Below are 17318 nucleotides of genomic sequence, written 5' to 3'. Positions count from 1 at the left end.
GGGCTCAGATGTTCAGCACGTCAAGGAAGCGCGGGGTGGCGTTTTCGTCGATCTTCAGGCTGGTGAAATCGAACAGGTTGCGGTCGGCCAACTGCGACGGTGCCACGTTCTGCAAGGCGCGGAAGATGCTCTCGGTACGCCCCGGGTGCTTGCGCTCCCACTCCACCAGCATGTCCTTGACCACCTGGCGCTGCAGGTTTTCCTGCGAACCGCACAGGTTGCACGGAATGATCGGGAATTCCTTCATGTCCGAGTAGGCCTGGATATCCTTTTCGCTGGCAGTAGGCCAGCGGGCGGATCACCACGTTGCGGCCATCATCGGCGCGCAGCTTCGGCGGCATGCCCTTGAGCGCGCCGTTGAAGAACATGTTGAGGAAGAAGGTTTCGACGATATCGTCGCGGTGGTGGCCCAGCGCCATCTTGGTCGCGCCGATTTCGTCAGCGAAGGTGTACAAGGTGCCACGGCGCAGACGCGAGCACAGCGAGCAGGTGGTCTTGCCCTCGGGCACCAGCTCCTTGACCACCGAGTAGGTATCCTTCTCGACGATGTGGTACTCGACACCGAGTTCCTTGAGGTAGGCCGGCAGCACATGCTCGGGGAACCCTGGCTGCTTCTGGTCCATGTTCACCGCGACGATCTCGAACTTGATCGGTGCCACCTTCTGCAGGTGCAGCAGAACATCGAGCATGGTGTAGCTGTCCTTGCCGCCGGACAGGCAGACCATGACCTTGTCGCCATCCTCGATCATGTTGTAGTCGGTGATGGCTTCGCCGGCGAGACGACGCAGGCGTTTTTGCAGTTTGTTCTGGTTGACCGAGAGGGTGCCCATAGCGCTTGGATCCGCGAGGTGTGACAAAAGCCGGCTATTTTACGCACAAACGCGGCGGCGCTGTAGGCATTCCGATAAAGACTTCGTTGTAATCAACAGCGCGCCTTACAGCGCAATTTGCTCTAAAAAGCACGGTTTATGCGGGTAACGGCTTCCTATACTGCGACATAAGGCCACATTACCGCTTGCTTCGGTGTTCGGGCGTAGGGCCGCTTGCGCTCCATCTGGGGGGCGTTTGGCAACATTGAGAGGAGTGATCGGCATGATTCATCACGTTGTGGGGCTGTTTACCCATCCCGACCAGGAATGGCGGGAAATTCGTGGCGAAGAAGAAACCATCAGCCACATGTACCTGACGCACACCCTGATCCTGGCTGCGATCCCCGCCGTTTCGGCGTTCATCGGTACGACCCAGGTCGGCTGGGTAATCGGCGACCGGCCAGCGGTGATGCTGACCATGGAAAGCGCCATCTGGATGAGCATCATGTCGTACCTGGCGATGCTTGCCGGGGTGGCAGTGATGGGGGCGTTCATCCACTGGATGGCCCGCACCTACGATGCCAACCCATCCATGGCGCAGTGCATCGCCTTTGCCACCTACACCGCCACCCCGTTGTTCATCGGCGGCCTGGCGGCGCTGTACCCGCACCTGTGGCTGGGCATGCTGATTGGCACTGCCGCCATCTGCTACACGGTGTACCTGCTGTACGTCGGTTTGCCGACGTTCATGAACATACCGTCCGACGAAGGCTTCCTGTTCTCCAGCTCGGTGCTGGCGGTGGGCCTTGTAGTACTGGTGGCGATCATGGCCGCCACGGTGATCATCTGGGGACTGGGCGTGGGGCCCGTCTATACCAACTAGAACAGACTCGACCAACACTGGGGCATCAACCAGGGGCCGCCGCAAGGCGGCCTCTGGCTGTGCACTGACCGGTGGCTCGGCAGGCTGCCCGGGGTTGCGGCATAATGCCCGGTCAGGAGAACCATCCCGCCATGCCCGAGCTGCTCAGACAACGCGTCGAAACCTGTTACCAGCAAGCCGAAACCTTCTTCAAACGCCCCTTCCCGCGCCCGGAAGTCAGCTTCAAGCTACGCGGGCAAAAAGCCGGGGTCGCCCATCTGCACCAGAACCTGCTGCGCTTCAACCTGCAGCTTTACCGGGAAAACCAGGAAGACTTCCTGCGCCAGACCGTGGCCCATGAAGTGGCACATCTGGTGGCCCACCAGCTGTTCGGCGACCGTATCCAGGCCCATGGCGAGGAGTGGCAGCTGATCATGCGGGGGGTGTATGAACTGCCGCCCAACCGTTGCCACAACTACGAAGTGCAACGGCGCGTGGCCACCCGCTACATCTACCGCTGCCCGTGCCCGCAGAGCGACTTCCCGTTTACCGCACAGCGGCACAAGCTGGTGCGCCAGGGGCGGCGTTACCTGTGCAAGCGGTGTCGGGAGATATTGGTGTATAGCGGCGAGACGCGCGTCGAATAGATTGTAAGTTGCCAGCACTGGCCTCTTCGCGGGCAAGTCCGCGAAAGGGCCGGAACAGGCTGTTCACGAATGACAGGCACAAGAAAGGCGACCCGAGGGTCGCCTTCTTTGCATCAACCTGCGCCTTACTTCTCGACGAAGGCACGCTCGATCAGGTAATCACCCGGCTCGCGCATACGCGGGGAGATCTTCAGGCCGAAGCTGTCCAGCACTTCGCTGGTCTCGTCGAGCATGCTCGGGCTGCCGCAGATCATCGCGCGGTCGTCCTGCGGGTTGATCGGTGGCAGGCCGATGTCGCTGAACAGTTTGCCGCTACGCATCAGGTCGGTCAGGCGGCCCTGGTTCTCGAACGGTTCGCGGGTCACGGTCGGGTAGTAGATCAGCTTGTCGCGAACCGACTCACCGAAGAACTCGTTCTGCGGCAGGTGCTCGGTGATGAACTCGCGGTAGGCCACTTCGTTCACGTAGCGCACGCCGTGCACCAGGATCACTTTCTCGAAGCGCTCGTAGGTTTCCGGGTCCTGGATGACACTCATGAACGGCGCCAGGCCAGTACCGGTGCTCAGCAGGTACAGGTGCTTGCCCGGGTTCAGGTCGTCGAGTACCAGGGTACCGGTAGGCTTCTTGCTGATGATGATCTCGTCGCCTTCCTTCAGGTGCTGCAGCTGCGAGGTCAGCGGGCCGTCCGGCACCTTGATGCTGAAGAACTCCAGGTGCTCTTCCCAGTTCGGCGAAGCGATGGAATAGGCGCGCATGAGCGGACGGCCGTTGTCCTGTTGCAGGCCGATCATCACGAACTGACCGTTCTCGAAGCGCAGGCCCGGGTCGCGGGTGCACTTGAAGCTGAACAGGGTGTCGTTCCAGTGGTGAACACTGAGGACACGTTCGTGGTTCATGTTGCTCATCTAATGGGGCTCCTGAAGAAAGACGCGGCGCGCGCAAGACGCGCAGTTGCGCGATAGTTTAGGGGCAGCGACAATATCTGTTAACTGGATTATCAAGATATGTGTTATCGGTTATATCGATATGCGATTTACACTTCGTCAACTGCAAGTCTTCGTTGCCGTGGCCCAGCACCAAAGCGTCTCTCGGGCCGCTAGCCTGCTGGCCTTGTCGCAGTCGGCCGCCAGTACCTCCATCACCGAACTGGAGCGGCAATCGAGCTGCCAGTTGTTCGACCGTGCCGGCAAACGCCTGGCCCTCAACGCCCTGGGCCATCAACTGTTGCCACAAGCGGTAGCCCTGCTCGACCAGGCCAAGGAAATCGAAGACCTGCTCAACGGCAAGTCCGGTTTCGGTTCGCTGTCGGTCGGTGCCACGTTGACCATCGGCAACTACCTGGCCACCCTGCTGATCGGCAGCTTCATGCAGACCCACCCGGAAAGCCAGGTAAAGCTGCATGTACAGAACACTGCACATATTGTGCAACAGGTCGCGCACTACGAAATTGACCTGGGTCTGATCGAAGGTGACTGCAACCACCCGGACCTGGAAGTGCAGCCGTGGGTCGAAGACGAACTGGTAGTGTTCTGCGCCCCGCAGCACCCGCTGGCCAAGCTGGGCCGTGCCGATATCGAAAACCTCTCGCAAGAAGCCTGGATCCTGCGCGAACAGGGCTCGGGCACGCGTCTGACCTTCGACCAGGCCATGCGCCACCACCGCGCCAACCTCAATATCCGCCTGGAGCTGGAACACACCGAAGCAATCAAGCGCGCGGTGGAGTCGGGCCTGGGCATCGGTTGCATTTCACGCCTGGCCCTGCGTGACGCCTTCCGCCGTGGCAGCCTGGTACCGGTGGAAACCCCGGAGCTGGACCTGATGCGTCAGTTCTACTTCATCTGGCACAAACAGAAGTACCAGACCTCGGCCATGCGTGAGTTTCTTGAGCTATGCCGCAACTTCACCGCGGGCTTTACCCGCAGTGACGAAATCGTTTTGCCACCGATCGCTTAAAGCAGGATCACACCCCACACCAGCGCCACCATGGTCAGTGCCACCAGTTGCGCGGCGCTGCCCATGTCCTTGGCATTTTTCGACAGCGGGTGACGCTCCAGCGAAATGCGGTCGATCGCGGCCTCCACAGCCGAGTTGAACAGTTCGACGATCAAGCCCAACAGGCAAACGGCGATCATGATCGCCCGCTCCGCACGGCTGACCGGCAGCCAGAAGGCGATCGGGACCAGCAGCACATTGAGCAGCACCAGTTGGCGGAACGCGGCCTCGCCCTTGAAAGCGGCACGCAGGCCGTCCAGCGAATAGCCAGCGGCGTTGAAGATACGTTTGAGGCCGGTCTGGCCCTTGAATGGCGATGTCATGTGAGTCACTTCACAACGGAAAGGCCAGCAGACTAGACCGGCTCGGGTCAAAAAAGCGTGAAGCCAGGTGCACTCAGCTACTGGCAACCGATTCAAGTTGTTGCAGCAGCAACGCGGCCTGGGTGCGGGTACGCACACCCAGCTTGCGGAAGATCGCGGTCACGTGGGCTTTGATGGTCGCTTCCGAGACGTTCAGCTCATAGGCGATCTGCTTGTTCAGCAAGCCTTCACAGACCATGGTCAGCACGCGGAACTGTTGCGGCGTGAGGCTGGCCAGGCCTTCGCTGGCAGCCTTGGCCTCGGCCGAGACATCGACCTTTTCGAACGCCTGCGGCGGCCACCAGACCTCGCCATCGAGCACCTTGCGCACCGCATCCTGGATCACTTCCAGGGTGCTCGACTTGGGAATGAAGCCACTGGCGCCGAACTCGCGGGACTTGACCACCACTGCGGCCTCTTCCTGCGCCGATACCATCACCACTGGGATCTGCGGGTATTGCCCGCGCAGCAACACCAGCCCGGAAAAACCGTAGGCACCCGGCATGTTCAAGTCCAGCAACACCAGGTCCCAGTCGGCTTTTTCGCTCAGGCGGGTTTCCAGTTCGGCAATGCTGGCGACTTCAACCAGGCGTACATCCGGGCCCAGGCCGAGGGTAACGGCCTGGCGCAAAGCGCCACGGAACAGCGGGTGGTCATCGGCAATCAGGATTTCGTAAGTGGCCATCGATCTGGGGATCCTGTTCTGTGTCGGGCACTCGGGTAAGGGTCATTATGAACCAAAGCAGGGGTTGTGCCCCTTGGACTATAGGAAGGTATGCAAACGCTGGTGGGTGTCGTCCTGCTCGTCCAGCGGCAGGCGCCGCTTGCCGCTCAGGTAATGCAGGCTGAACACATCCAGGTAGGCGTCCAGCGCCTGCGAAGCCCGTGTATCACCGGCCAGCTCCAGGCACATGGCCGCGACTTCCGCGGTGCAGAAGTGATCGTCGCGCCTGGAGCGGCGCAGGCGGTAGCGGGACATCTGCTCGGCCTGCAGGCTCAAAACCGGGAAGCGGTCAAGGTACGGGCTTTTGCGGAACATCTTGCGTGCTTCGGTCCAGGTGGCATCCAGCAGGATGAACAGCGGGCGCTTGCCTGGCTCGCGCACCACCTCGCTGACCACCCGCTGCGGGGCAACGAATTCGCCGGGGAAGACGATGTACGGCTGCCAGCGCGGGTCGTCCAGCAAGGCCAGCAAGCGTTCGTCGACCGACGTGCGCAGCCAGCCGAAGGCCGAGGTGTCCTCGATCAGGTCGGCGATCAGCCAGCCGGTATTGGTGGGCTTCAGCGGCTCGGTGTCATGCATCAGCAGGCACATCCCGGACTCGGCCTGCACCCGGGGCTTCCAGGCGCACAGGCAATGCGTGGCGATGACCCGGCAATCTGGGCAGCGCTCGGCACGCGAACCACGGGCGATGAAGGGCTTGTTGCTGCGCGCCAGGCGTTCGGCGCGCAGGTGCGCTACCGCATGGCTCATGCCGGCAGGCCTCTGGACAGGTTGGGAATGGACACAAGGATGACTCGGGTGAAAACTAAGGGCACCAGTCTACCAGAACAGGGGGCAATTGCTGTGCAGGTGGCGGCGCGGTCCCTATAATCGCTGTTTTTACCGTCCCCCAGCCTCGCGCCTGCGCGATTTTCAGGGAACGCCGTCGACCCGCGCATGTCAAAGCGCCAGTCATCGAACCAGGAGAGATTCATGCTGCGCCGTATCGTCCCCGCCCTGAGCCTGTTGCTCGCCCTGCCCCTGGCAGCCCAGGCGGCTTCCAAGCAGGAATACGACCTGAACAACATGCTGCAGAAGGTTGCCAAAGAGAGCAGTGTCGGCACCCCGCGAGCCATCAACGAGGACATCCTCGACCAAGGTTACACAGTGGAAGGCAAGGCGCTGGTCAACCACCTGAGCGTGCGCCAGGAGCATGCTGCGCGCATGCAGGCCAACCCCGAACAGGTACGCAGCCAGCTGGGTGACAGCGTCTGCCGCAACAGCGGTTTCCGCAACCTGATGTCCAAAGGCGCGGTGATGGTCTACCGCTTCACGGTATACAAGAGCAACCAGCCGATCATGGACCAGGCGTTCGACAATGCCAGCTGCGTGGCCGGCAACAAGAAGAAGTAACCAACCTCAAATCGCTACGCCTTCTCGTCTTCACGGGCGCGCCAGCGCCCTTCAGCGGCATCGGCGCGCATCTCTGCCAGCAGCGCCTGCAGGTAGCACGACTGGCACTCCAGGCCCGACAACCTGCGCCGGCACTCGGCCTCCAGGCTCAGGTGATGCATCTGGGCCGCATTCTCCAGCTGCTCGTAAAGCTGCCGGTCCACTTCGATGACCAAGCGATGCATACCGCCACCTCCTGCATCGACACGTTTCGCTTTAACCAGTTAACCAAACCCGTACTCGCCGTGGCTGCATGCCGACGAGCGGCTGTGCCGAACAGCCCGGCACAATTGAGCGCGAGGGTCTAGATTGAGGTCAGAGGTATTGGTGCAGAAGGAGACGTTGCATGCCTTACCAATCGAGTGAACTGCTGTTCAGCCACTTCCGCGACAACAACATCGACCTGAGCAACATCGACGCACAATTGCAACTGGTGGCACCGAACAGCCCCAACCTGCCGCTGTACCGCGACATGATGCTGACCGTCCTGCGCATGGCCCATGACGACACCGACCGCTGGAGCGCCAAGATCACTCTTCAGGCCCTGCGCGAACTGGACCATTCGTTCCGCACCCTGGAACGCTACAAGGGCCGACGCAAGGTAACCGTGTTCGGCTCGGCGCGCACCCCGCTGGAACACCCGATGTACGCCCTGGCCCGCGAACTGGGCGCAACCCTGGCGCGCTCCGACCTGATGGTCATCACCGGCGCCGGCGGCGGTATCATGGCTGCTGCCCACGAAGGCGCCGGCAGCGACCACAGCCTGGGTTTCAACATCACCCTGCCCTTCGAACAACATGCCAACCCCACGGTGGACGGCACCGACAAGCTGCTGCCGTTCCACTTTTTCTTCATCCGCAAGCTGTTCTTCGTCAAGGAGGCCGATGCCCTGGTGCTGTGCCCAGGCGGTTTCGGCACCCTGGATGAAGCGCTGGAGGTGCTGACCCTGATCCAGACCGGCAAGAGCCCGCTGGTACCGGTGGTGCTGCTGGATTCGCCAGGCGGCAGCTTCTGGCGCGACTGCCTGGACTTCATCAGCAGCCAACTGGAGGAAAACCGCTACATCCTCCCCAGCGACCTGAAACTGTTGCGCCTGGTGCACAGCGCTGACGAGGCAGTGGAGGAAATCAACCAGTTCTACAGCAACTACCACTCCAGCCGGTGGCTGAAAAACCAGTTCGTGATCCGCATGCAGCACCCGCTCAGCGAGGCGGCGCTGTATGACATCCAGGAAGGCTTTGCCGACTTGCGCCTGAGTGGCAAGTATCACCAGCAACCTGATAGCAGCGCCGAGCACGAAGTGGGCAATTTCAGCCACCTGACCCGTTTGTCATTTGCCTTCAATGGCCGGGATCAGGGCAGGCTGCGCGAGCTGGTGGACTTCATCAACCTGCCGGAGAACTGGGCCAAGCCGCAACCCATGCATACCACGCAGCGGGCCAGGGAGGCATTGAAGGTCAGTTGATCGTGACATTAGTCCGCGCATCTTGTGGGAGCGGGCTCATCGAGGCGTCGAACCGCCGCGAAGAATCCAACGCGGTGTATGGCACCGGCTGCGCCGGTGTTCACGGGCTTGCCCGCTCCCACAGGAGCGACGCACTGTCTGATACATCGCCTCAAACCTGTGGGAACGGGCAAGCCCGCGAAGGGCCGCAAAGCGGCCCACTCTTCAGTAGTCGTCGATATCCCGCCCACTGAGCAAGCGGCCGATCATGTCCATGGGGAAACCCCGGTACGCCAGAAACCGGGTCTGCTGGGCACGGCTGCGCGGATCCTGCGGGCGCTGACCAGCAAACTTGCGCTGCCATACGTCCCGTATGCGCTCGCCCCAGTCCACCTCGCTCTCGCGCAGCGCCTGCTCGATATCACCACGCGCCAAACCACGCTGGCCCAGCTCTTCGCGAATGCGCGCAGGGCCATAGCCGGAGCTGGAGCGGTATCTGATGAAACTTTCGAGGTAGCGGGCTTCGCTAAGCAGCCCTTCTTCGGTGAGTCGATCGAGCTCAGGTTCGATCAGCTCGTCCGAAGCGCCGCGCTGACGCAACTTGCGCGTCAGCTCGACGCGACCGTGCTCACGTCGCGCGAGCAGGTCCATGGCTGTCCGCCGGATGGCGACGGGGGTGTCGAGTACGGCGGACATGTTCGGCTATCTACCGCGCAATCAATAACCGGCGTCAGCGTCGGCCATGTCGTCGGCATCGGCTTCGACAGCAGCAGCTTTACCAGCAGCCGCGACAGCACCAGCAGTCAGCAGCTTCTCGCGAATCTGCTTCTCGATCTCGGCACCAATGGCAGGGTTCTCAGCCAGGTACTTGGCAGCGTTTGCTTTACCTTGACCGATCTTGTTGCCTTGATAGGCGTACCAGGCACCGGACTTCTCGACCAGGCCCTGGGAAACACCCAGGTCAATGATCTCGCCGTTACGGTAGATACCCTTGCCGTAGAGGATCTGGAACTCGGCCTGACGGAACGGCGGCGAGACCTTGTTCTTGACGATCTTGACGCGGGTTTCGCTACCCACCACCTCGTCGCCTTCCTTGACCGCGCCAGTACGGCGGATATCCAGACGCACCGAGGCGTAGAACTTCAGGGCGTTACCGCCGGTGGTGGTTTCCGGGCTGCCGAACATCACACCGATCTTCATACGGATCTGGTTGATGAAGATGACCAGGCAGTTGGCGTTCTTGATGTTACCGGTGATCTTGCGCAGCGCCTGGGACATCAGGCGTGCCTGCAGACCCACGTGCATGTCACCCATCTCGCCTTCGATCTCGGCCTTCGGTACCAGGGCAGCCACGGAGTCGACGATGATCACGTCAACAGCGTTGGAACGCACCAGCATGTCGGTGATTTCCAGGGCCTGTTCGCCGGTGTCCGGCTGCGAAACCAGCAGGTCGTCGACGTTGACGCCCAGCTTGCCTGCGTACTCAGGGTCGAGGGCGTGCTCGGCGTCGACGAAGGCGCAGGTGGCGCCGTTTTTCTGGGCTTCGGCGATGACCGACAGAGTCAGCGTGGTCTTACCCGACGATTCCGGACCGTAGATCTCGACGATACGGCCTTTTGGCAGGCCGCCGATGCCCAGGGCGATGTCTAGGCCCAGCGAGCCGGTGGAGATGGCAGGGATAGCCTGGCGCTCGTGGTCGCCCATGCGCATGACGGCGCCTTTGCCGAATTGGCGTTCGATCTGACCCAGGGCCGCAGCCAAGGCGCGCTTCTTGTTGTCGTCCATTGAAATCCTCACGTGTTCGACTTGGCCCTGACGGCCGGAATACCTGTATAAGTAGCCAGTATTATTCCACAGGCAAGCGCCCGCGCAAACCCCTGTCGTCGATTTACTCGGCACCAAGCTGTAACAAGCCGTCTAACGCGGCGATCACCGTCTGTCGGCGCACCGCCTCGCGGTCGCCGTCGAACTGGCGGCGTTCGCTGAATATGTGGCTGCCGTCGCCCCAGGCCAGCCACACGGTACCGACCGGTTTGGCCGGCGAACCACCGTCCGGCCCGGCCACGCCGCTCACCGCCACGGCAAAGCGCGCGCCGCTGGCGGCCTGGGCGCCGCGGACCATGGCTTCAACCACTTCCTGGCTGACTGCGCCAACCTGGCCGAACAACGCCGCGGGCACTCCCAACTGACGGGTTTTCTGGGTATTGGAATAGGTCACATAACCGGCCTCGAACCAGGCCGAGCTGCCGGGCACACGGGTGATGGCCTCGGCGATGCCGCCGCCGGTGCAGGATTCGGCGGTGGTCACTTGCGCGTTGAAGCGGCGCAGGTGTTCACCCAGGCGGGTGGCAAGCGTGGTGATAGGGTCCATGTCGGGCTCCTTGACGGTTGCCCTCTACCCTAGCATTTTGGGGGTGAGGAGTTCGCCACCGGATTTTTGCCGCCTGAAGCCCACACCCATCAGAAACTCAGCCGCAGCACGGTCCGCCAGATGTTCTTCATCGGTGAACGACGGTGCTTGGCCCAATTGCGCTCCCACCATTCGTCCTCATTGCGCACCACCTGTTCCAGGTCGCTACCGGCCACGGCCGCGGCGTGCTGGCGGTACATCATGGGGAACACGCAATGCTGGCGAATCCTGTGCTTGACCACCACATCCACGGGGGTGCCATCGTAGGGCGTCTCTGCCAAGATCCGACAGCCCTCGCGCGACAGCACATAGGCATGCAGCGCCACCACCCGCCCGCGGGCGATGAACGGGAACCAGGTCAACCAGGTTCGCCCCATGGAATAGCCCAGGTGCAAGGCCTCGAAGGGCCGCTTCTGCATGAAGCGGTTTACCCAGCGCACTTGCGAAGGCTTGAACTCATAGGCCTTGGCATCGTCTTCGAAGATCAGGATTCGATCCAGACCGTTGTCCAGCGCATGACGGGCCAGTTGCTGATGCGATTCGTAGCAACCGCGCTTGGGGTCGCTGTTTTTCTCGACGACATGAAAATGCACTGCATTGTCGAGCTGCCGCCCGATGGTTTCGCGGAACAGCGTGCGCCGGTCAGCGCGCGTGTCGAGGGAAATACAAAAAACCGCATCTACATCAAAACGAATTGCGCTCACTACACTGATCAACCTGGTTGCAATAACTGTTTACCGGGGCGCGGGCCAGTGCGAATACGTAAGGCAGCCATCCCCGATCGGCAAAAGCGCAAATTCTCCATGGGCGCACCATGATGTCAAATGCCTTCAGTGCATCCCGACACACTCGCCGGACTTGCAGGTACTGCCTGCCCGGCAGCCGTGTTAACCTATGCGGCTTGAAAAATCCGGTGGGTCTCGGCGTCGCGCATGCAACACGGAACGCCCCAGTTTGCCCCACAACATTGAGACCTACTTTTTAAGCCCTTGATGAATAAAGCAATCTCCGATTTCTCCGCACACACTCCAATGATGCAGCAGTACTGGAAGCTGAAAAACCAGCACCCGGACCAGCTGATGTTCTACCGCATGGGCGGCACTTCTACGAAATCTTCTACGAAGATGCAAAGAAAGCCGCAAAACTGCTGGACATTACCCTGACCGCGCGCGGTCAGTCGGCCGGCCAGTCCATCCCCATGTGCGGGATTCCGTTCCATTCGCTGGAAGGCTACCTGGCAAAGTTGGTCAAGCTCGGCGAATCGGTGGTGATCTGCGAGCAGATTGGCGACCCCGCCACCAGCAAGGGCCCGGTGGAGCGCCAGGTGGTGCGCATCATCACCCCCGGCACGGTCAGCGACGAGGCCCTGCTCGACGAGCGTCGCGACAACCTGATTGCCGCGCTGCTCGGAGACGAGCGCCTGTTCGGCCTGGCCGTGCTGGACATCACCAGCGGCAACTTCAGCGTGCAGGAGATCAAGGGCTGGGAAAACCTGTTGGCCGAGCTCGAGCGCCTGAACCCGGTCGAGCTGTTGATCCCCGACGACTGGCCGCGCGACCTGCCTGCCGAGAAACGCCCTGGGGCCCGTCGCCGTGCGCCACATGGGACTTCGACCGCGACTCGGCGCGCAAGGCCCTGTGCCAACAGTTCGCAACCAAGGACCTCAAGGGCTTTGGCTGCGACAAGCTGACCCTGGCCATCGGCGCCGCCGGCTGCCTGCTGATCTACGCCAAGGAAACCCAGCGCACCGCCCTGCCGCACCTGCGCAGCCTGCGCCATGAACGCCTGGACGACACGGTCATCCTCGACGGCGCCAGCCGCCGTAATCTGGAGCTGGACATCAACCTTGCCGGCGGCCGTGACAACACCCTGCAATCGGTGATCGACCGCTGCCAGACCGCCATGGCCAGCCGTTTGCTGAGCCGCTGGTTGAACCGCCCGCTGCGCGACCTCAAGGTGCTGCAGGCACGCCAGGACTCGATCCGCTGCCTGCTCGACGGTTACCGCTTCGAGAAGCTGCAGCCGCAGCTCAAGGAAATTGGCGATATCGAGCGGATTCTCGCCCGTATCGGCCTGCGCAACGCCCGCCCACGCGACCTGGCACGCCTGCGCGACGCCTTGGGCGCGCTGCCCGAACTGCAGAACGCCATGGCCGAGCTGGAGGCACCGCACCTGGCGCGCCTGGCCGCCATTACCGGCACCTACCCCGAACTGGCCAGCCTGCTGGAGCGGGCGATCATCGACAACCCGCCAGCGGTAATCCGCGATGGCGGCGTACTCAAGGCCGGCTATGACAACGAACTGGACGAACTGCTGGCGATCAGCGAGAACGCCGGCCAGTTCCTGATCGACCTGGAAGCCCGGGAAAAGGCCCGTACCGGCCTGGCCAACCTCAAGGTCGGCTACAACCGCGTGCATGGCTACTTCATCGAGCTACCGACCAAGCAGGCCGAGCAGGCCCCGGGCGACTACATCCGCCGCCAGACCCTCAAGGGCGCCGAGCGCTTCATCACCCCGGAGCTGAAAGCGTTCGAGGACAAGGCGCTGTCGGCCAAGAGCCGCGCCCTGGCCCGCGAGAAGATGCTCTACGATGCCCTGCTGGAAACCCTGATCAGTCACCTGGCACCGCTGCAGGACAGCGCCGCCGCCCTGGCCGAACTGGACGTGCTCAGCAACCTGGCCGAACGTGCGCTGAACCTGGACCTGAACTGCCCGCGCTTCGTCGACGAGCCGTGCCTGCGAATCGAGCAGGGCCGTCACCCGGTGGTGGAACAGGTATTGACCACACCGTTCGTGGCCAATGACCTGGGCCTGGACAACAGCACGCGCATGCTGATCATTACCGGCCCGAACATGGGCGGTAAGTCTACCTACATGCGCCAGACCGCCCTGATCGTGCTGCTGGCACACATCGGCAGCTTCGTGCCGGCTGCCAGCTGCGAACTGTCGCTGGTCGACCGCATCTTCACCCGCATCGGCTCCAGTGACGACCTGGCCGGCGGCCGCTCGACCTTCATGGTCGAGATGAGCGAAACCGCCAACATCCTGCACAATGCCACCGACCGAAGCCTGGTGCTGATGGACGAAGTGGGCCGCGGTACCAGCACCTTCGACGGCCTGTCGCTGGCCTGGGCCGCAGCCGAGCGCCTGGCCCAGCTGCGTGCCTACACGCTGTTCGCCACGCACTATTTCGAGCTCACCGTGCTGCCGGAAAGCGAGCCGCTGGTGGCCAACGTGCACCTGAACGCCACCGAGCACAACGAACGCATCGTGTTCCTGCACCACGTACTGCCTGGCCCTGCCAGCCAGAGCTACGGCCTTGCCGTGGCGCAGCTGGCCGGTGTGCCATCGGCCGTCATCCAGCGTGCCCGTGAACACCTGGCGCGGCTGGAAACCACCAGCCTGCCGCATGAACAACCGCCGGCCCAAAAAGCCAAGGGCGAGCCACAGGTCCCGCACCAGAGCGACCTGTTCGCCAGCCTGCCACACCCGGCCATCGAGAAGCTGGGCAAGCTACAGCTGGACGATATGACCCCGCGTCAAGCTATCGAAATGCTATATCAACTAAAGAACCTGTTATAACGGCGCCCATTACAAGCTGGTAGAATCCGCCGCGGTTTGCTGGTGCTGCAGGTTATTAGCCTGGCCTGCAGCCACATACCCGTAAACCGCGCGGCCCTGAGAGGAAGGGCCGCCGCCGTCGCCTGAGGAGAGAACTAGAAATGACCTTCGTCGTCACCGACAACTGCATCAAATGCAAATACACCGACTGCGTGGAAGTCTGTCCGGTGGACTGCTTCTACGAAGGCCCGAACTTCCTGGTCATTCACCCGGACGAGTGCATCGACTGCGCCCTGTGCGAGCCGGAGTGCCCAGCGCAAGCCATCTTCTCGGAAGACGAAGTGCCTGCGGGCATGGAAAACTTCATCGAGCTGAACGCCGAACTGGCGGAAATCTGGCCGAACATCACCGAGCGCAAGGACGCCCTGCCGGACGCTGAAGAGTGGGATGGCAAAACTGGCAAGATCGAACACCTGGAGCGCTGATAGCGCCGCATACAAAAAAGGCCCTTGTGGCCTTTTTTGTTTTTTGCGGGCAAAAAAAAGGGGCGGTTTGACCCGCCCACATTTTTTCCGTAGTCCCTGCTTGTCCCAAACATCATCCTGATGAAATCGCTTCTTGCGATGTCCCTGGCTTTCCTCCTGAAGGCCTGTGCATGTCCCTGTGCACAGTTCGAATACTAGCGACTTGAGCCGGGCGGGCAACCGCGAAACCTCACAGGTTGTTGCAGGTGACACATTTCCTCACAGCTGAATAAACCAAGCTATTCAAGGAGTTGGGAAAACGCAGGTTCTGGATACGGCAATGATTTACTGAAGCATACATAGAAGGCTTACATAACAAGTAAGCAAAGGCTTACACGCGATGTTACTGGGATAGCGCGGTACATATTTCATTTTTGTTTTGCCTGGGCGATTTTGGGGCTGCTTTGCAGCCCCCGGCAATCCTGGATGGGACACCTCTGATCGGCACATACAAAAACGCCCCGAAATCATCGGGGCGCTTTGTGTTGCAGGCTTCCGCTACTGGAACAACGACTCACTGGACAGGCCGTTCTTTTCGAGGATCTCCCGCAAACGCTTGAGCCCCTCGACCTGGATTTGCCGCACCCGCTCACGGGTCAGGCCGATTTCCAGGCCGACATCTTCCAGGGTGCTGCTTTCATGCCCGCGCAGGCCAAAGCGGCGCACCACCACTTCACGCTGCTTGTCGGTCAATTCACCCAGCCATTGGTCGATGCTCTGCGACAGGTCGTCATCCTGCAGCAGTTCGCACGGGTCAGTCGGACGGTCGTCGGTCAGGGTATCGAGCAGGGTCTTGTCCGAGTCCGGGCCGAGCGACACATCCACCGAAGACACCCGCTCGTTCAGGCCCAGCATGCGCTTGACCTCGGTGACCGGCTTCTCCAGCAATGTGGCGATTTCTTCCGGCGAGGGTTCGTGGTCCAGCTTCTGGGTCAGCTCGCGCGCTGCACGCAGGTAGACGTTCAGTTCCTTGACCACGTGGATCGGCAGGCGAATGGTGCGGGTCTGGTTCATTATCGCCCGCTCGATGGTCTGGCGAATCCACCAGGTCGCATAGGTCGAGAAGCGGAAACCACGCTCCGGGTCGAACTTCTCGACCGCACGGATCAACCCCAGGTTGCCCTCCTCGATCAGGTCGAGCAATGACAGGCCACGATTCACGTAACGACGGGCAATTTTTACAACCAGGCGCAGGTTGCTTTCGATCATGCGCTTGCGGCCGGCGGGGTCGCCCTTTTGCGACAGGCGCGCAAAGTGCACTTCCTCTTCCGGCGAAAGCAGAGGCGAGAATCCGATCTCGTTGAGATACAGCTGGGTGGCATCGAGCGCCCGGCTGTAATCGATATACTTGTGTTGCTTGAGCGAAGAGCCCGACTTGGCCCTCGTCCGAACCGAAGATACAGCAGGTTCGTCTGACACCACATCCGTTTCCAAAACGATACCCGTCTCCATCAGGAGGACGTCATCGTCGATGTCAAACTCCGGCACTTCTTTACTGAGAGCCATTGTTATAGTCCTTTGCTGAGTTCGAACTCAGACTCGAGCGGCACCTGTCTCCCTGGCAGCGCTGGAGCCTGTCCCCTCTACATCAGCGGAACAGGCCGGGTACAACGGTCAACGACGTGGCAGGAACTGGAGCGGATCGACGGGTTTACCCTGGCGGCGAATCTCGAAATGCAGCTTCACCCGATCAGTGCCCGTGGACCCCATTTCAGCAATCGACTGCCCTGCCTTGACCTGCTGCCCCTCCCGAACCAACAGCCTGCGGTTATGGCCGTAGGCACTGACGTAGGTATCGCTGTGCTTGATGATGATCAGCTCGCCGTAGCCCCTCAAGCCACTCCCGGCGTAAACCACTGCACCATCAGACGCAGCAAAAACAGGCTGTCCCAAATCACCGGCGATATCAATGCCTTTATTCAAACTACCGTTTGAAGCGAATTTTCCAATCAGCACGCCGTTGGCTGGCCAGGTCCAGCCGCCTACCGCGCGCTCCGCAGCGGGCACGGTGGCGACCACCGGGGTACTGCTGGAGGCTGCCGGCGTAGCCGGCTTGCTGGTGCTGGCAGGAGGGGCGGCGGTGCTACCCACAGGCCGCCGGATGACCGTGGTCTTGCTCGACGACGACGGGCTGGACACCACCGTGGTGCTGCCGGTAGAGCCACTGCTGAAACGAATCGCCTGCCCCGGGCGAATGGTGTAAGGCGCGGCGATGCCGTTGCGCGCAGCCAGCTCCTTGTAGTCCCAGCCATAACGGAAGGCGATGGAGAACAGCGTATCGCCAGGTTTGACGATGTACTGCCCGGTAGTTACCGCCGGCCGCTTGGGAACGGTGTTACTGCGGTCGACCACCCGCGCGCTGTTGCTGCTGGTGCTCGAGCAACCCACCAATAGCGTACCCATGGCCAGTGCAATCACCAGAAGCGTGAAACCCGACCCGTCCTTGCGCTGCCGAATGACTGTGTGACCCACCCGCGCTCCCCTCATGGTGCCGAAAAACGATATGAAGACAAGAAATGCAATATTGTTGCAATTATAACCAAGCCCGCCAG

The 17318-nt window shown here is 61.5% G+C and carries 17 protein-coding genes and 2 pseudogenes; 7 read left to right on the top strand and 12 right to left on the bottom strand.

Annotation, left to right across the window (positions count from 1 at the left end):
• Positions 1 to 4: 4 nt before the first annotated feature.
• Positions 5 to 830: pseudogene (gene ttcA / locus QIY50_16765) on the bottom strand (tRNA 2-thiocytidine(32) synthetase TtcA).
• A 262-nt stretch (positions 831 to 1092) separates the two neighbouring features.
• On the opposite strand from ttcA, the gene QIY50_16760 reads away from it, so the two are divergent.
• Both QIY50_16760 and QIY50_16755 read left to right on the top strand, forming a co-directional pair.
• Positions 1093 to 1692, top strand: a complete 600-nt coding sequence (locus QIY50_16760) for a Yip1 family protein (protein WGV19066.1) — start codon at positions 1093 to 1095, stop codon at positions 1690 to 1692.
• 131 nt (positions 1693 to 1823) lie between these two features.
• Entirely contained in the window at positions 1824 to 2318 is a 495-nt protein-coding gene (locus tag QIY50_16755; protein WGV19065.1) for a SprT family zinc-dependent metalloprotease, read from the top strand.
• Positions 2319 to 2443: 125 nt separating this feature from the next.
• Here the strand turns inward: QIY50_16755 and fpr are convergent, their stop codons facing one another.
• Positions 2444 to 3223, bottom strand: coding sequence for a ferredoxin-NADP reductase (gene fpr / locus QIY50_16750; GenBank protein ID WGV19064.1), 780 nt, complete (start codon positions 3221 to 3223; stop codon positions 2444 to 2446).
• A 121-nt stretch (positions 3224 to 3344) separates the two neighbouring features.
• Here fpr and finR point away from each other — a divergent pair, with 121 nt between their 5' ends.
• Positions 3345 to 4271: a LysR family transcriptional regulator FinR gene (gene finR, locus QIY50_16745; protein WGV19063.1), complete on the top strand. Its 927-nt coding sequence runs from the start codon at positions 3345 to 3347 to the stop codon at positions 4269 to 4271.
• On the opposite strand, the gene QIY50_16740 is transcribed toward finR, so the two are convergent.
• The 3 genes from QIY50_16740 to QIY50_16730 form a co-directional block, all read right to left on the bottom strand.
• Positions 4268 to 4633, bottom strand: coding sequence for a diacylglycerol kinase (locus QIY50_16740; protein ID WGV19062.1), 366 nt, complete (start codon positions 4631 to 4633; stop codon positions 4268 to 4270). The two genes, finR and QIY50_16740, sit on opposite strands and share 4 nt — an antisense overlap.
• Before the next feature lie 73 nt (positions 4634 to 4706).
• Positions 4707 to 5357 (bottom strand): response regulator transcription factor, encoded by a 651-nt coding sequence (locus QIY50_16735; protein ID WGV19061.1) that lies wholly within the window; start codon positions 5355 to 5357, stop codon positions 4707 to 4709.
• A 78-nt stretch (positions 5358 to 5435) separates the two neighbouring features.
• Complete coding sequence (locus tag QIY50_16730; GenBank protein ID WGV19060.1) at positions 5436 to 6146, bottom strand: tRNA-uridine aminocarboxypropyltransferase; 711 nt, start codon at positions 6144 to 6146, stop codon at positions 5436 to 5438.
• A gap of 222 nt (positions 6147 to 6368) precedes the next feature.
• Here QIY50_16730 and QIY50_16725 point away from each other — a divergent pair, with 222 nt between their 5' ends.
• Complete coding sequence (locus QIY50_16725) at positions 6369 to 6788, top strand: quorum-sensing-regulated virulence factor family protein (GenBank protein WGV19059.1); 420 nt, start codon at positions 6369 to 6371, stop codon at positions 6786 to 6788.
• Between the two features lie 14 nt (positions 6789 to 6802).
• Here the strand turns inward: QIY50_16725 and QIY50_16720 are convergent, their stop codons facing one another.
• The gene (locus tag QIY50_16720) at positions 6803 to 7012 is read right to left on the bottom strand and encodes a hypothetical protein (GenBank protein WGV19058.1); all 210 of its coding nucleotides are present in this window, start codon (positions 7010 to 7012) and stop codon (positions 6803 to 6805) included.
• Between the two features lie 161 nt (positions 7013 to 7173).
• Between QIY50_16720 and QIY50_16715 the strand changes: the two genes are divergently transcribed.
• Positions 7174 to 8292 carry an LOG family protein gene (locus QIY50_16715; protein ID WGV19057.1) on the top strand — a complete coding sequence of 373 codons (1119 nt, stop codon included), beginning with the start codon at positions 7174 to 7176 and terminating at the stop codon, positions 8290 to 8292.
• A gap of 204 nt (positions 8293 to 8496) precedes the next feature.
• Here QIY50_16715 and recX read toward each other — a convergent pair whose 3' ends face one another.
• The 4 genes from recX to QIY50_16695 form a co-directional block, all read right to left on the bottom strand.
• Positions 8497 to 8967, bottom strand: a complete 471-nt coding sequence (gene recX, locus QIY50_16710; protein ID WGV19056.1) for a recombination regulator RecX — start codon at positions 8965 to 8967, stop codon at positions 8497 to 8499.
• Positions 8968 to 8988: 21 nt separating this feature from the next.
• Positions 8989 to 10056: a recombinase RecA gene (gene recA / locus QIY50_16705; protein ID WGV19055.1), complete on the bottom strand. Its 1068-nt coding sequence runs from the start codon at positions 10054 to 10056 to the stop codon at positions 8989 to 8991.
• A 103-nt stretch (positions 10057 to 10159) separates the two neighbouring features.
• Complete coding sequence (locus QIY50_16700) at positions 10160 to 10642, bottom strand: CinA family protein (protein ID WGV19054.1); 483 nt, start codon at positions 10640 to 10642, stop codon at positions 10160 to 10162.
• A gap of 89 nt (positions 10643 to 10731) precedes the next feature.
• A complete protein-coding gene (locus tag QIY50_16695; protein WGV19053.1) occupies positions 10732 to 11385 on the bottom strand; it encodes a hypothetical protein in 654 nt (217 codons plus the stop codon).
• Positions 11386 to 11685: 300 nt separating this feature from the next.
• Here QIY50_16695 and mutS point away from each other — a divergent pair.
• A pseudogene (gene mutS, locus QIY50_16690) lies at positions 11686 to 14263 on the top strand (DNA mismatch repair protein MutS).
• A 140-nt stretch (positions 14264 to 14403) separates the two neighbouring features.
• A complete protein-coding gene (locus tag QIY50_16685) occupies positions 14404 to 14727 on the top strand; it encodes a ferredoxin family protein (protein ID WGV19052.1) in 324 nt (107 codons plus the stop codon).
• A gap of 537 nt (positions 14728 to 15264) precedes the next feature.
• Here QIY50_16685 and rpoS read toward each other — a convergent pair.
• Both rpoS and QIY50_16675 read right to left on the bottom strand, forming a co-directional pair.
• Entirely contained in the window at positions 15265 to 16272 is a 1008-nt protein-coding gene (gene rpoS / locus QIY50_16680) for an RNA polymerase sigma factor RpoS (protein WGV19051.1), read from the bottom strand.
• 108 nt (positions 16273 to 16380) lie between these two features.
• A complete protein-coding gene (locus QIY50_16675) occupies positions 16381 to 17238 on the bottom strand; it encodes a peptidoglycan DD-metalloendopeptidase family protein (GenBank protein WGV19050.1) in 858 nt (285 codons plus the stop codon).
• Positions 17239 to 17318 lie beyond the last annotated feature (80 nt).

It is taken from the genome of Pseudomonas putida (genome assembly GCA_029953615.1).
Taxonomy (GTDB): Bacteria; Pseudomonadota; Gammaproteobacteria; order Pseudomonadales; family Pseudomonadaceae; genus Aquipseudomonas.
Note: the sequence above shows the minus strand (reverse complement) of the source record. Positions and strands in the feature narration are given on the sequence as shown.

What these genes read in the sequence shown, in the direction of transcription:
- finR (WGV19063.1), top strand. Translation starts at nt 3,345, where the DNA reads ATGCGATTTACACTTCGTCAACTGCAAGTCTTCGTTGCCGTGGCCCAG.
- recA (WGV19055.1), bottom strand. Translation starts at nt 10,056, where the DNA reads ATGGACGACAACAAGAAGCGCGCCTTGGCTGCGGCCCTGGGTCAGATC.
- QIY50_16730 (WGV19060.1), bottom strand. Translation starts at nt 6,146, where the DNA reads ATGAGCCATGCGGTAGCGCACCTGCGCGCCGAACGCCTGGCGCGCAGC.
- QIY50_16720 (WGV19058.1), bottom strand. Translation starts at nt 7,012, where the DNA reads ATGCATCGCTTGGTCATCGAAGTGGACCGGCAGCTTTACGAGCAGCTG.
- QIY50_16700 (WGV19054.1), bottom strand. Translation starts at nt 10,642, where the DNA reads ATGGACCCTATCACCACGCTTGCCACCCGCCTGGGTGAACACCTGCGC.
- QIY50_16685 (WGV19052.1), top strand. Translation starts at nt 14,404, where the DNA reads ATGACCTTCGTCGTCACCGACAACTGCATCAAATGCAAATACACCGAC.
- QIY50_16755 (WGV19065.1), top strand. Translation starts at nt 1,824, where the DNA reads ATGCCCGAGCTGCTCAGACAACGCGTCGAAACCTGTTACCAGCAAGCC.
- QIY50_16715 (WGV19057.1), top strand. Translation starts at nt 7,174, where the DNA reads ATGCCTTACCAATCGAGTGAACTGCTGTTCAGCCACTTCCGCGACAAC.
- rpoS (WGV19051.1), bottom strand. Translation starts at nt 16,272, where the DNA reads ATGGCTCTCAGTAAAGAAGTGCCGGAGTTTGACATCGACGATGACGTC.
- QIY50_16735 (WGV19061.1), bottom strand. Translation starts at nt 5,357, where the DNA reads ATGGCCACTTACGAAATCCTGATTGCCGATGACCACCCGCTGTTCCGT.
- QIY50_16725 (WGV19059.1), top strand. Translation starts at nt 6,369, where the DNA reads ATGCTGCGCCGTATCGTCCCCGCCCTGAGCCTGTTGCTCGCCCTGCCC.
- fpr (WGV19064.1), bottom strand. Translation starts at nt 3,223, where the DNA reads ATGAGCAACATGAACCACGAACGTGTCCTCAGTGTTCACCACTGGAAC.
- recX (WGV19056.1), bottom strand. Translation starts at nt 8,967, where the DNA reads ATGTCCGCCGTACTCGACACCCCCGTCGCCATCCGGCGGACAGCCATG.
- QIY50_16740 (WGV19062.1), bottom strand. Translation starts at nt 4,633, where the DNA reads ATGACATCGCCATTCAAGGGCCAGACCGGCCTCAAACGTATCTTCAAC.
- QIY50_16760 (WGV19066.1), top strand. Translation starts at nt 1,093, where the DNA reads ATGATTCATCACGTTGTGGGGCTGTTTACCCATCCCGACCAGGAATGG.